The sequence below is a fragment of the Pseudogulbenkiania sp. FW507-F1 genome, assembly GCF_058781125.1.
In genome coordinates this window covers 121159-132925 of sequence record NZ_JBYSWM010000012.1, presented here as the reverse complement: position 1 = coordinate 132925, position 11767 = coordinate 121159, and the positions used below count along the sequence as shown (strand labels likewise).

Here is an 11767-nt window from a genome sequence, read left to right as displayed (position 1 = left end):
GGCGGGAGGAGGACGAACGGAGCGCCATCGGCGGGGTCGGAAACGAGCCGCCGTGCCAGGGCCTGAATGTGGAGGGGGGGGCGGTTGGAGCTGCCGCTCAGCGCGCGCGGCGCGCCTTGCGGCGGGATCAGCCAGAGTTCGTCGAGATTGTCGATTGGCGCTGGCAGCGCACTCGCCTCCCGCTCCAGCGCGCGTTGCTGCAGTGCGGTCCGGAGCAAGGTGAACTGCTGTTCGAACTGGATGCTGGCCAGGTTGAGCTGGGCCTGGGCCATGTTTTGGGCATGCTCTTCGATGGAGCGCGAGCGTGCGTGAAACAGGGCTGCGGTCATGAGCCAGATCAGGGCCAGGCAGCACAGCAGCAGGCCGAGCAGAAGCGTGCGCCACTCCCGGCTGAGCCGGCGGCCGTAGGAGGGCTTCGGATCATCCGTGGTTAAGGTGAGGTGCATGAATCATTCCGACGCAATGATGTAATCATCATAAGTCGTTCCGTCCTGGTTGGGAATTGCGCGTTCCGAGTAAACTTTTTTTAAAGATAGACGGTTATTTTTAAATTGTTTTTTGATGTTGAATCAAGGCGGGGTGACGAATGCCAGAGGAAGGGGATCAGCGTTCCTGGATGGCGCGGCGGTGGCGGCGGAACACCCACTTTTCCCATTGCAGATGGCTGGTTTTGTCGAAGGAGGGGCGGATGTCGGCTTGCAGCAGGTAGCCGGGCTGATCGGGCGAGGGATCGCAGGCATCGATGCTGCCCGCTAGGCGCAGGATGAGGGCCGAGTCGCTGTTGGGGTAGAGCGTCAGCAAGACCGGTTCGCCGACTGGATAGGCGTGCTCGGAATGCCAGGCGATGGCGTCGAGGCCGAGCCGGCAGGGGGTGATGGCGGGGCGTACCGGGTAGCGCGAGGCGAGCACCAGTTCCAGCGTCAGGTCGATCTTGGCTTCCAGCCGCAGCAACAGCGGGTCGGCGTCGTCGGGGACTTCACCCGGCGAGGCGAGCAATTGCAGCGCCAGCCGGGTTTCGCGGTCGAGCCGGCCCTGGTAGGCGGTGTCGGCCAAGCGCTGGCAAGACAAGGGGAGGTCGGCATCGAAACTGGCGGTGGCCAGGGTGGGTAGTCTGCTCATGCGGTGTTCCTCCCTTTGCTCGGTCATGCGAACAGGTTGACGACTCCTTCCAGGCCGACATGGTTGAGCGCCACGTCGGCCTGGGCGCGTACCACCGGCTTGGCCTTGTAGGCCACGCCGAGGCCGGCTTCGGCCAGCATTTTGAGGTCGTTGGCGCCGTCGCCCATGGCGATGACCTGATCCGGCGCCAGCCCCAGCTCTTGGCGTACCTCCATCAGCAGTCGCGCCTTGGCGTTGGCATCGACGATGTCGCCCTTGACGCGGCCGGTGAGCTTGCCGTCGGCCACTTCCAGCACGTTGGCGAAGGCGTAGTCGAGTCCCAGCTCGGCTTTCAGGCGCTCGGTGAAGAAGGTGAAGCCGCCCGAGACCAGCATGAAGCGCACGCCGTTGGCCTTGCAGGCGGCGAGCAGGGTGTCGGCGCCCGGGGTCAGCCTGACCCTTTCACGATACACCGTTTCCAGCGCGCTTTCTTCCAGCCCGGCCAGCAGCGCCACGCGTTCCTTGAGCGAGGCGGTGAAGTCGAGTTCGCCGCGCATCGAGCGCTCGGTGACTTCCGCCACCTGGTGCTTGACCCCCACCATGTCGGCGATCTCGTCGATGCACTCGATGGTGATCAGCGTGGAGTCCATGTCCGACACCACCAGGCCGAAATCGGCGAAGCGGCGCCCGCTCGGGACGAAGGCGGCGTCCAGGCCGTGCTGTTCGCAGTAGGCGACGATGTCAGCACGGCGGGCGGGATCGACGCCGTGCAGGCGGGCCACGCTGTCGGAAACGCGTTCGATGTCGGTGGTGCCGCTCAGTTCCGCGACGGCGGCGAGCGGGCTGGCGGAGAGGAGCGGGGCCTGAAGGACGAGGGTGTAGGGCGAAGACGACATGGTTCGAGGATCGGTTGCAAGCGAATCTTCGATTATGCCACGCGTTCGGCGCATTCCAAAAAGCATTGGCCCGAGAACGCCAGGGCGTGGTCGCAGCTCGCCGGGAAAGCGGCGATGCGTACGCTGTCGGGGCAACACCGCCGACAGGGGAGGCGCTTTCTGGGCGAAGGGGGATCAGTCGTCCTGTGGCGGCCGGCTCCACCACGACAGCAGCCGGTCGAGCGACAGCAGGCCGGGGCCGCTGCAGGCGATGACGGCCAGCAGCATGCCCCAATAGTAATGGAACTGGCGCGTGGTCTCGGTCAGGCCGGGGTAGCTGATGACTGCGGTCAGGTTGACCACGAACAGGCCGGCGGCGGCGAAGCGCCCGGTAAGGCCGATGGCCAGCAGCGACGAGAATACCAATTCGCCGAAGGTGCCCATCACCGCCGCCACGGCCGGGGGCAGCAGCGGCACGTGGTATTCCTCGGTGAACAGCAGCAGGGTGGTATCCCAGTCGGCGATCTTGGTCAGGCCGGAGGAAAAGAACACGTTGGCGACCCACAGCCGCAGGAACAGCAGCACCAGCGGCCGCAGGCCGTCGGCGAGGCGGAGCAGCGGAGATGCCAGCTGCTCGACGCGCTGGATCAGGGTTTTCATGGCAGCTCTCCCGCAGGCAGCGTGATGGAGGACAGCAGATTACGTTGCAGCAGCTGGCCGAGCAGGGCTTGCAGATCGAACGACGGGTCTAGTCGCAGTGCCGCGTCGGTGGCGGCTTCCAGCGTGACGCCCTGCTGCAGCGCCAGCAGGAAGGCTGCCGGGGCCGAATCCAGGCGCTCGACGCTGACCGTGCCGGCCGAACGCGTCACCAGCGCGGTTTCGGCGCTGTCGCCGAGGCGCTCGGGCAGGGGCACGCCGCTGTCGGGCTGGTGTGCCAGCCAGAGGGTGGCGATGGGCCAGGACGAGGCGACGACGGCGACGTTGTCGGCCAGCTCGAAACGCAGTTCGCCCCAGCGCTCCGGCTCCAGCGTGGCCAGCACGGCGAGGTCGGGCGTGGTGCTGTCGGCGGCGTAGTAGCTGCGGTGCACCCGCCACTCCAGCCGCGCCACGTCGGCCAGGTAGGGCAGATGCCGGACGTGCTCGAAGCTGTCGAGGAAATCGCCCAGAGCGGCGCCGTAGCGGTGCAGGTTGCCGGAGTGCGAGGCGTGATGCTTGACGTACTCGCGCGCCAGCGCGCGGAAGAATTCCTCGCCGACCAGTTGGCCCAGCACCGGGTAGGCGTAGGCCAGCGTGTCGATCAGCCCGACGCGGTAGTTGTTGCGGTACACCGCGAGCCCGGCCGCGGACAGGCCAAGGTTGGCCGAAGGGGCGTGCCGCTCGGGGTCGGCGATGGCCTCGAGCAGCGCGCTCGACCAGTCAGTCCACGAGGTCATGGTGTCGCTCCTGCAGGATGGCTTGGGCTTTGGCGGCCTCGCCGCACAGCACGTCGAGCGGCGGGATGTCGATGTCCCATTCGATCAGCGTCGGGCGCGGGCCGAGCCGCGCCACAGTGGCGCGGTAGAGCTGCCACACCGCTGCGTAGACCGGCTGGCTGTGGGTGTCGACCAGCAAGCCGTCGCGCTCCGAGTAGCCGGCGAGGTGGATTTCGCCGATGGCGTCGGGCGGCAGCGCGGCGATCACCGCGTCCACATCGGTGCCGAGGTTGACCTGGTTGACGTAGAGGTTGTTGAGATCGAGCAGGATGCCGCAGCCGGTGCGCTTGACCAGTTCGGCCAGGAACTCGCCCTCGTGCATCTCGTTGCCGGGGTATTCGACGTAGCTCGACAGGTTTTCCAGCAGGATAGGGCGGCGCAGCGCGTCCTGGGTCTCGGCGACGTGGGCGCTGACGGCGTCCAGCGCATCGCGGGTGTAGGGCAGCGGCAACAGGTCGTTGACGAAACGCGTGGCCGAGTGGTTGAGGCACAGGTGCTCCGACACCGCCGCCGGGTCGAGCGCGTCGACCAGCCGCTTCAGCGAGGCCAGGTGCCCGGCTTCGGGGCGTTGCGGCGAGCCCAGCCCGAGGCCGACGCCGTGCAGCGACAGCGGGTAGCGTTCGGCCACGCGGTGCAGCATGGCGAGCGGCTGGCCGCCGTCGAAGAAATTCTCGCTGTGCACCTCGACCCAGCCCAGCTCGGGTTGCTGCTGCAGCACCTGCTGGTAGTGCGGGGAGCGCAGGCCGATGCCGGCGCGGCAGGGGAGTCGGGTCTGGGTCATGGCGGGCTTTCGGGAGGGGGAGGCTTACTTCTTGCCCGGCTGCAGGCTGCCGCCCATCTTGTCGCAGCTGCCCTTGGCGACGAATTTCCAGTCGTTCGGGTCGTTGTCGACCTTGGCCTGGCCGGCGCAGGAGTGGGTGCCCACCACCGAGGCGCAGTCGTTCTTGCCGGCCTTGGCGACGCCGAAGCATTTTTCCTTCTCGGCGGCCATGGCGGGGGCGATGGCGCCCATGGCGACGACAGCGCCGAGGGCGGAGGCGATCAGGGCACGGGATGCAGTCATGGTGTTTCTCCTAAGTGATGGGTGGGGTAGGCGATCCGGCCGGTGGTCGGACTTGAGCGTTGGTCGTGCCGCCGTGGCGTTTCTTACAGGATACTGCCGGGCGGTTGCGACGGGGCTGTTGATTGGTCAGCTCAGGCGGGCATTCATTACAGGGATACACGAAAAAAAGATCAAGCGGGGCGAGCCGACAAGGAAAAAGCCGGAACATCCGGCTTTTTTGCATGCGCAATCCCGTCCTCAACGAATGTTCAGCACCTTGTGGGTCTGCACTGACAGCCGCCATTGCGGCTGTGCCATGCAATAGGCGATGGCGGCGCGGGTGTTGGCGGCGACGTCGGGGCCGTCCATCGGCTGCAGGTAGAAGTTCTGAAAGGCGAGCCCGGCTACGCTCTCCGGCATCAGCGTCGGCTGCGGATAGACCAGCTTCAGCTCGTGGCCGGAGGTCTGCAGCAGCGGCGCGCCGGCCTTGGGGCTGACGCACAGCCAGTCGATACCGGGCGGGGCGGCCACGGTGCCGTTGGTTTCCACCGCGATTTCGAAGCCGCGCGCGTGCAGCGCGTCGATCAGCGGCGCATCCAGCTGCAACAGCGGCTCGCCGCCGGTACAGACCACGAACGGCGTGCCGCCGGCGCCGGCCGGCCATGCGCTGGCGATGCGCTCGGCCAGTTGCTCGGCGGTCTTGAACTTGCCGCCGTCCGGGCCGGTGCCGACGAAGTCGGTATCGCAGAACTGGCAGATGGCCTTGGCGCGGTGGCGTTCCTTGCCGCTCCACAGGTTGCAGCCGGCAAAGCGGCAGAACACCGCGGCGCGGCCGGCCTGGCGGCCTTCGCCCTGCAGGGTGTAGAAGATTTCCTTCACCGTGTACATGGTTTCCCCCCTTGCTACAGCAGCGGCCAGCGCATGTTGTCCTTGAACAACACCGAGACCCCGCGCTCGTCGCGCTCCATCAGGTCGACGCGCGCTAGTTCCGGCACCAGCGGCGACAGCTCGGCGTGCACCCATTCCGCCACCGAGGCGGGGTGGCCGTTGCGGATGCCGGCGAGGCGGTCGAGCGGGTTGTGGTCGAGCTGGCGGTAGACCGGTTTGAAGCGGTCCTTGACGTCGCCGAAGTCGAGCAGCCAGCCCATCGCGCCGTCCAGCGCGCCTTGCAGCATCAGCCGGATCAGGTAGCTGTGGCCGGTGTAGTTGCCGTCGGCGTCGAACGGCACCGCGCTCTCGAAGTGCTGTTCCTTCCAGATGCGGAAGGTGCGGCCGTCGAACTGGCTGCCGGCGGTGTGCGTCTCGCGCACCTCGACCCAGGCGAGGCCGGCGAGATCGGCCGACAGCTCGCGGTAGATCCACTGCGCCAGCACCTCGCTGGTGGGGTTGGCGAGGCCGGGGATGTCGTTGAGATAGCGGTGGTTGAGGCGCAGGAACAGCCGTCCCCAGGCCGCCGCTAGGTCGACGTGGTTGGCCGAAGCCGCGTCCGCCACCAGCCGCACGCCGAAGCCGTGGCCGTGCAGGCGGCCGCACTTGTGGCCGGCGGGCACGTGCGGCAGCTGGTGCGCCGCCTCGAAGCCGGCGTTGAGCCAGACCAGGCGGGTGCCGTTGTCCAGGATCACGCCGCGTTCCGGTGCGCTCGTGAGCGTCAGGCTGTGCGGAAAGCTCAGTTGTTCCGACAGGTGTTCGGCGATGGCCAGGTCGTCCACCGCCGCCATGCGCTGGTTGAGCGAGGCGTAGTGGAGCGGCTGCACCGCGCGCTGCAGCGTCTCGGCCAGGCCGGCCTGGTTGGTGTGGATGTTCTCCACGCGCAGCTGCACACGGAAGCTGTGGCCGTGCAGGCTGGCGAACTGCGGCTCGAACCAGTCGGCGGGCAGCTGGCGCGCGGCTTCGAAGCGCGCGCCGGCGAGAAGGTAGGATGCGTGCATGATCAGCCCTGGCGGAAACGTTCGACCAGCGGGTCGGCGACGCCGGCCTCGGCAAAGCCCTTGGCGCGCAGCTCGCAGGCGGCGCAGTGGCCACAGGGCGGCTGCTCGCCGTTGTAGCAGGTGTGGCTGAAGGCCAGCGCCGCCATCGCCCCGACCTGTTGCGCCAGCCGCACCGTGTCGGCCTTGGACAGGTACATCAGCGGGGTGTGCAGTTCCACGCGGGCATCGAGACCCAGGCGTAGCGCCAGCTCCAGCGCCTTGAGCGTGTTCTCGCGGCAGTCCGGGTAGCCGGAGTAGTCGGTCTGCGCCACGCCGGTCACCAGGTGGCGCGCGCCGCGGGTGTAGCCGAAGGCGGCGGCGAAATTCAGGAAGATCAGGTTGCGGCCCGGCACGAAGGTGTTGGGCAGCGCGGTGTCGTCGTCGGCGCGGGCGCCGCTCTCGGGGGTGATGCTGGCGTCGGTCAGCGCGTTGCCGCCGATGGCGGCGAAGGTGTCGATCGGCAGCACGGTGTGCGGCACGCCGGCCAGCGCGGCGATGGTGCGTGCGCTGTCGAGCTCGACGCGGTGGCGCTGGCCGTAGTCGAAGGTGACGGCTTCCACGTTGTCGGCGCCGAAGCGCTGCAGCGCCCAGTACAGGCAGGTGGTGGAGTCCTGGCCGCCGGACAGGACGACGAGGGCTTTGTCGCTTGAATTCATTACGGTTTCCATCGAAAGACAGTCGAGGTCACGCGGCACGCGGGATCGGTCTCACCCGGCACCGGCGGCGTCCCCGCAAGGGGCCGGCCGAACCCGCTAATGTAGCAGAAACGCGCCGTTTCGGCCAGATGACGGGGGTATCGCCGGCCCCTTGATTTCGTTATGGCCTATGCCCGCGGGGTCTGCCGCCATGGGGCCGCTCAGAACCCGTTCCCGATCTGTCGCAAGCGGCCCTCAGCGGGGTGGAGCGCAGCGCAGAAGCCGGCATGTACTGGAGAACCTGAGGATTTCGGCGCGCTGAGCGAATCCTTGCGTGCGCATCTTTGATGTGCCCAGCGAAAGATTCGCACGCCGTGCACATGAGCCTTGATCGGGGATGCGCAGCAAGATCGGGAACGGGGTCTCAGCCGTGCAGCGTGTCGCCCATGACCTGCCACAGGCCGGCTTCGCCGCATTGCGCCACGTTGAAGCGCAGGTGGCGGCTGGGGGCGCCCGCCGGGCTGAAGTAGCGCCCCGGCGCCAGCAGCAGCGAGGCGGCGCGGGCGCGTTCGACCCAGGCGTCGAGATCGCGCCCGGGCGGCGCCTCGGCCCACAGCAGGAAGCCTTCCGCCGGCTCGTGCCACAGCGTGAAGCCCAGGGCCTTGAGGCGGGCGATGGCGTCGGCGCGCAGCGGTTCCAGCCGCTTGCGCAGGCCGTCGACGTGTCGCCGGTAGCGTCCGCCGGTGAGCAGGCGGTAGACCAGCGTTTCCACCGCTTCCGGGGTGGTCATGCCGCTGATCAGCTTGATGTCGGTGAGGCCGGCGATGCGTCCGGGATCGGCGGCGATGTAGCCGCAGCGCAGGTTGGCCGACAGCGTCTTGGTGAAGCTGGCGAGGTAGATCACCCGCGACAGTCCGTCGAGCGCCGCCAGCCGCACGCCGGGGCGCGCTTCGAAGTCGGCGTAGATGTCGTCCTCCACCGCCAGGCAGTTCCACTGTTCCAGCAGCTTCAGCACCTGGTGTGCCACCGGCAGCGTCAGGGTGCTGCCGGTCGGGTTGTGCAGCGCGCTGACGGTGAGGAACAGCCGCGGCCGGTGCTGGTGCAGGGCTTCGGCCAACCTTTCGGTGTCCGGACCGTGCGGGGTGCGCGGAATGCCGACCACGTTGACGCGCGCCAGCCGGAGCGCGGCGTGGAAGTTGTAGAAGCCGGGGTCGTCCACCAGCACGGTGTCGCCCGGCGTGGTGACGAGGCGCAGGATCAGGTCGAGCGCATGGGTGGCGCTGCTGGTGGTGACGAGCTGCGCCGGCGACAGCGTCAGCCCCTGGGCCTCCAGTTTCTGCACCAGCGCCTCGCGCAGTGGCAGGTAGCCCTGCGGGCTGCCGTAGCCGACCAGGCGCGGCGCGGCCTGGGAGAGGGCGCGCCACTCGGCGGCGAGTGGGCCGTCGGCCAGCCACGCCGCGGGCAGGCAGCCGACGCCCGGCTGCCAGCGCCGTTGCCCGGACAGGTTGAGCCGCATCAGCTCCACCTCTTGCGCCAGCGCACTGTCGGCCGGGTGCGCCTCGTGCCCGTGCGGCGTGCTGCGCTGGCCGGCGACGAAGTAGCCGGCGCCGTGGCGGGCCTGGATCAGGCCGCGCGCCACCAGCCGCTCGTAGGCCTCGGCCACGGTGAAGCGGCTCACCGGGTAGCGCTCCGCCAGGGCGCGGATCGACGGCAGGCGCGCACCGGCCGGCCACAGCTGGCGGCGGATGTTGTCGCTGCAGAAGTCGACGATCTGCGTGGTCAGCGGCACGGGCTGCGTGGCGGCGATCGGCCAGTTGTCGGCGCAAACTGTCATGGTGGTGTGGCCTGTACAGTTAAGAAGTGATCGGTGTAACTGTCTGGATTATGGCAGACAGTTTGGCGTTACGCTCAAGGCTCTTCAACCTGGGGAGTGCATCATGAGCACGACGGCATCGCAGCCGCTGGCCGGCCTGTTGTGGGGGCTGCTCGGCGTGGCCTGTTTCAGCGGTACGCTGGTGGCGTCACGGCTGGCCTCGTTCGAGCTCGACCCGATCTTCATCGGCTTGGGCCGCGCCTTGCTGCCCGCCGTGCTGAGCGGCCTGCTGCTGTGGCTGACCCGTGCCGCGCCGCCGACCGGGTCGCAGTGGCGCCGCTTGGCGCTGGTGGCCGGCGGGGTGGTGATCGGCTTCCCGCTGTTTTCCTCGCTCGCGGTGGCGCGGGTGCCGGCTTCGCACGCCGCCGTGTTCGGTGGCCTGCTGCCGCTGGCTACCGCCGGCTTCGCCACCTTGCGCGGCGGCGAGCGGCCACGCCCCTTGTTCTGGCTGTTCGCGCTGGCGGGCAGCGCGCTGGTGGTGGGCTACGCCTGGTGGCAGAGCGCGGGCGGCTGGCAGGCGGCGGACGGCCTGATGCTGATTGCGATCCTGCTGTGCGGCGTCGGCTACGCCGAGGGCGGCCGGCTGGCGCGCGAGCTGGGCAGCTGGCAGACCATCTGCTGGGCCTTGCTGCTGGCGGCGCCGTTCCTGCTGCTGCCGGTGTGGCTGACGCGCCCGGCGGCGATCACCCATTGGCAGACCTGGGCCGGTTTCGCCTACGTCAGCCTGGTCAGCATGTTCATCGGCTTCTTCATCTGGTATCGCGGCCTGGCGCTGGGCGGTGTGGCGCGGGTCAGCCAGGTGCAGCTGTTGCAGCCCTTCGGCATGATGCTGTGCGGCATGCTGGTGCTGGGCGAACAGCTCAATACCGGCATGCTGCTGGTGACGGCGGGAGTGGTGCTGTGCGTGGCGCTGGGGCGCAAGGCGGTGTGAGGTGCCGCCAGGAAAAAGGTTGGCCGAAGCCCGTTCTGACAGGGCTTCGGCCAACCTGCCGGCGCGCTCAGTGCGGCAGGCGGTGCCGTAGCGCTTCGGCCACGGCTTCCGACGAGGCTGGGTTTTGCCCGGTGATCAGCAAGCCGTCTTCCACCGCGAAGGAGTGCCAGTCCGGCCCGCGCTGATACGCGCCGCCCTTGGCTTGCAGCGCGTCTTCGAGCAGGAAGGGCACCACGTCGGCCAGCCCGACCGCCTGCTCTTCGCTATTGGAGAAGCCGCTGACGCGGCGGCCGGCCACCACCGGCTGCCCCTCCGGGGTGAGCGCCCCGAGCAGGACCGCCGGGGCATGACACACCGCGGCGACCGGCTTGCCCTGCGCCAGGAAGGCGGTGATCAGGGCCTGCGAGGTGCCGTCGTTGGCCAGGTCCCAGAGCGGGCCATGGCCGCCGGGGTAGAACACCGCGTCGAAGTCGTCGGCGCACACCGCGTCCAGACGCAGCGTTGCGGCCAGTTTGGCCTGCAGCGCGGTGTCGGCGTTGAAGCGTGCGGTGGCCGGCGTCTGCGACTCGGGTAGCGCGCTCTTCGGGTCGATCGGCGGCTGGCCGCCTTTGGGCGACGCCAGCGTCACCGACACGCCGTGGTCGACCAGCGCGTAGTACGGCGCGGCGAACTCTTCGATCCAGAAGCCGGTTTTATGGCCGGTGTCGCCCAACTGGTCGTGACTGGTGAGAACGAACAGAACCTTGCTCATGATCGACCTTTCTCAATGTGACACGGCCAGCGCCAGATAGTCGGTATAGCCCTCGGCGCCGCCGCCGTAGAAGCTTTCCGGGCGCGGCGGGTTGAGTTCGGCGCCCTGCGCGAAGCGCACCGGCAGGTCCGGGTTGGCGATGAAGGGGCGGCCGAAGGCCACGGCGTCGATCAGCCCGGCGCCGATCAGCTCCTCGGCCTTGTCCACAGTGTAGCCGCCGGCGGCGACGATGGGGTGCGGGTAGGCCGCCCGCACGGCGCGGCGGAACTCGTCCGGCCATTTCGGACCGCCGGCCCAGTCCGGCTCGGACAGGTGCAGGTAGGCGATGTGGCGCTTGGCGATCTCGCCGATCAGGTACAGCGCCATCTCCTGCTGGTCGATTTCCGACAGGCCGTTGAACACCCCCAGCGGCGACAGGCGGATGCCGACGTGGGCGGCGTCCCATTCGGCAATCACCGCGTCCAGCACTTCCAGCACCAGGCGCGCGCGGTTTTGCACGCTGCCGCCGTACTGGTCGGTACGCTGGTTGGCCGCCGGCGACAGGAACTGGTCCAGCAGGTAGCCGTGCGCGGCGTGGATTTCCACCAGGTCGAAACCGGCGCGGCGCGCGTTGTCGGTGGCGCGGCGGTAGTCGTCCAGCAGGTCGGCGATCTCGGCGGTTTCCAGCGCGCGCGGGGTCGAGGTGGGCGCGCGCACCAGCTCGCCGTTTTCATCGCGGATGTTGGTGTTGCTATCGGCCCGGATCGCCGACGGCGCCACCGGCGCCTCGCCGTTCGGCTGCAGGCTGGTGTGCGAGATGCGGCCGGTGTGCCACAGCTGGATGGCGATCTTGCCGCCGGCGGCGTGCACGGCGTCGTTGATCTCCTGCCAGGCGTGCACTTGTTGCTCGCTGTAGATGCCCGGCGCCCCGGCGTAGCCCTTGGCGGTGGGCGAGATGTGGGTGCCCTCGTTGATGATCAGGCCGGCGCCGGCGCGCTGGCGGTAGTACTCGATGGCGAGCGGCGTGGGCAGGTCATCCGGCTCGGTGTTGCGCAGGCGGGTCAGCGGCGCCATCAGCACGCGGTTGTTCAGGGTCATGGCGCCAAGGTGCAGCGGGGTGAGTAGTTTGTCGGCTTGCATGGGG

At 68.7% G+C, this 11767-nt stretch carries 13 protein-coding genes and 1 pseudogene; 1 reads left to right on the top strand and 13 read right to left on the bottom strand.

Annotated elements, in window-relative coordinates:
- From AC3WG5_RS10240 to AC3WG5_RS10190, 11 genes and pseudogenes are all read right to left on the bottom strand, one after another.
- A pseudogene (locus tag AC3WG5_RS10240) lies at positions 1–446 on the bottom strand (sensor domain-containing diguanylate cyclase); the annotation flags it as partial.
- Positions 447–603: 157 nt separating this feature from the next.
- The gene (locus tag AC3WG5_RS10235; protein WP_492568597.1) at positions 604–1119 is read right to left on the bottom strand and encodes a hypothetical protein; all 516 of its coding nucleotides are present in this window, start codon (positions 1117–1119) and stop codon (positions 604–606) included.
- Between the two features lie 23 nt (positions 1120–1142).
- Entirely contained in the window at positions 1143–1994 is an 852-nt protein-coding gene (serB, locus tag AC3WG5_RS10230; RefSeq protein WP_492568596.1) for a phosphoserine phosphatase SerB, read from the bottom strand.
- Positions 1995–2168: 174 nt separating this feature from the next.
- Entirely contained in the window at positions 2169–2633 is a 465-nt protein-coding gene (locus AC3WG5_RS10225; RefSeq protein WP_014086154.1) for a DoxX family protein, read from the bottom strand.
- Positions 2630–3406 (bottom strand): HvfC/BufC family peptide modification chaperone, encoded by a 777-nt coding sequence (locus AC3WG5_RS10220; protein WP_492568595.1) that lies wholly within the window; start codon positions 3404–3406, stop codon positions 2630–2632. The genes AC3WG5_RS10225 and AC3WG5_RS10220 overlap by 4 nt, the downstream gene beginning before the upstream one ends.
- Entirely contained in the window at positions 3390–4226 is an 837-nt protein-coding gene (gene bufB, locus AC3WG5_RS10215; protein WP_482583116.1) for an MNIO family bufferin maturase, read from the bottom strand. The genes AC3WG5_RS10220 and bufB overlap by 17 nt, the downstream gene beginning before the upstream one ends.
- A 24-nt stretch (positions 4227–4250) precedes the next feature.
- Positions 4251–4508, bottom strand: coding sequence for a BufA1 family periplasmic bufferin-type metallophore (locus AC3WG5_RS10210; RefSeq protein WP_014086157.1), 258 nt, complete (start codon positions 4506–4508; stop codon positions 4251–4253).
- Between the two features lie 237 nt (positions 4509–4745).
- Entirely contained in the window at positions 4746–5375 is a 630-nt protein-coding gene (gene queE / locus AC3WG5_RS10205) for a 7-carboxy-7-deazaguanine synthase (protein WP_294864272.1), read from the bottom strand.
- 14 nt (positions 5376–5389) lie between these two features.
- On the bottom strand, positions 5390–6415 hold the full coding sequence (locus AC3WG5_RS10200; RefSeq protein ID WP_492568594.1) for a 6-pyruvoyl trahydropterin synthase family protein: 1026 nt from the start codon (positions 6413–6415) through the stop codon (positions 5390–5392).
- A 2-nt stretch (positions 6416–6417) separates the two neighbouring features.
- Positions 6418–7110: a 7-cyano-7-deazaguanine synthase QueC gene (gene queC / locus AC3WG5_RS10195; protein ID WP_492568593.1), complete on the bottom strand. Its 693-nt coding sequence runs from the start codon at positions 7108–7110 to the stop codon at positions 6418–6420.
- Positions 7111–7513: 403 nt separating this feature from the next.
- On the bottom strand, positions 7514–8923 hold the full coding sequence (locus AC3WG5_RS10190; protein WP_492568592.1) for an aminotransferase-like domain-containing protein: 1410 nt from the start codon (positions 8921–8923) through the stop codon (positions 7514–7516).
- A 103-nt stretch (positions 8924–9026) separates the two neighbouring features.
- Here AC3WG5_RS10190 and AC3WG5_RS10185 point away from each other — a divergent pair, with 103 nt between their 5' ends.
- Complete coding sequence (locus tag AC3WG5_RS10185; RefSeq protein WP_492568591.1) at positions 9027–9893, top strand: DMT family transporter; 867 nt, start codon at positions 9027–9029, stop codon at positions 9891–9893.
- 67 nt (positions 9894–9960) lie between these two features.
- On the opposite strand, the gene AC3WG5_RS10180 is transcribed toward AC3WG5_RS10185, so the two are convergent.
- Both AC3WG5_RS10180 and nemA read right to left on the bottom strand, forming a co-directional pair.
- A complete protein-coding gene (locus AC3WG5_RS10180; RefSeq protein ID WP_492568590.1) occupies positions 9961–10644 on the bottom strand; it encodes a type 1 glutamine amidotransferase domain-containing protein in 684 nt (227 codons plus the stop codon).
- Positions 10645–10656: 12 nt separating this feature from the next.
- Positions 10657–11763 carry an N-ethylmaleimide reductase gene (nemA, locus tag AC3WG5_RS10175; RefSeq protein WP_492568589.1) on the bottom strand — a complete coding sequence of 369 codons (1107 nt, stop codon included), beginning with the start codon at positions 11761–11763 and terminating at the stop codon, positions 10657–10659.
- Positions 11764–11767 lie beyond the last annotated feature (4 nt).

Excerpts from the sequence above, each read along its gene's own strand:
- AC3WG5_RS10235 (WP_492568597.1), bottom strand. The coding sequence starts at position 1,119 with ATGAGCAGACTACCCACCCTGGCCACCGCCAGTTTCGATGCCGACCTC.
- serB (WP_492568596.1), bottom strand. The coding sequence starts at position 1,994 with ATGTCGTCTTCGCCCTACACCCTCGTCCTTCAGGCCCCGCTCCTCTCC.
- AC3WG5_RS10225 (WP_014086154.1), bottom strand. The coding sequence starts at position 2,633 with ATGAAAACCCTGATCCAGCGCGTCGAGCAGCTGGCATCTCCGCTGCTC.
- AC3WG5_RS10220 (WP_492568595.1), bottom strand. The coding sequence starts at position 3,406 with ATGACCTCGTGGACTGACTGGTCGAGCGCGCTGCTCGAGGCCATCGCC.
- bufB (WP_482583116.1), bottom strand. The coding sequence starts at position 4,226 with ATGACCCAGACCCGACTCCCCTGCCGCGCCGGCATCGGCCTGCGCTCC.
- AC3WG5_RS10210 (WP_014086157.1), bottom strand. The coding sequence starts at position 4,508 with ATGACTGCATCCCGTGCCCTGATCGCCTCCGCCCTCGGCGCTGTCGTC.
- queE (WP_294864272.1), bottom strand. The coding sequence starts at position 5,375 with ATGTACACGGTGAAGGAAATCTTCTACACCCTGCAGGGCGAAGGCCGC.
- AC3WG5_RS10200 (WP_492568594.1), bottom strand. The coding sequence starts at position 6,415 with ATGCACGCATCCTACCTTCTCGCCGGCGCGCGCTTCGAAGCCGCGCGC.
- queC (WP_492568593.1), bottom strand. The coding sequence starts at position 7,110 with ATGAATTCAAGCGACAAAGCCCTCGTCGTCCTGTCCGGCGGCCAGGAC.
- AC3WG5_RS10190 (WP_492568592.1), bottom strand. The coding sequence starts at position 8,923 with ATGACAGTTTGCGCCGACAACTGGCCGATCGCCGCCACGCAGCCCGTG.
- AC3WG5_RS10185 (WP_492568591.1), top strand. The coding sequence starts at position 9,027 with ATGAGCACGACGGCATCGCAGCCGCTGGCCGGCCTGTTGTGGGGGCTG.
- AC3WG5_RS10180 (WP_492568590.1), bottom strand. The coding sequence starts at position 10,644 with ATGAGCAAGGTTCTGTTCGTTCTCACCAGTCACGACCAGTTGGGCGAC.
- nemA (WP_492568589.1), bottom strand. The coding sequence starts at position 11,763 with ATGCAAGCCGACAAACTACTCACCCCGCTGCACCTTGGCGCCATGACC.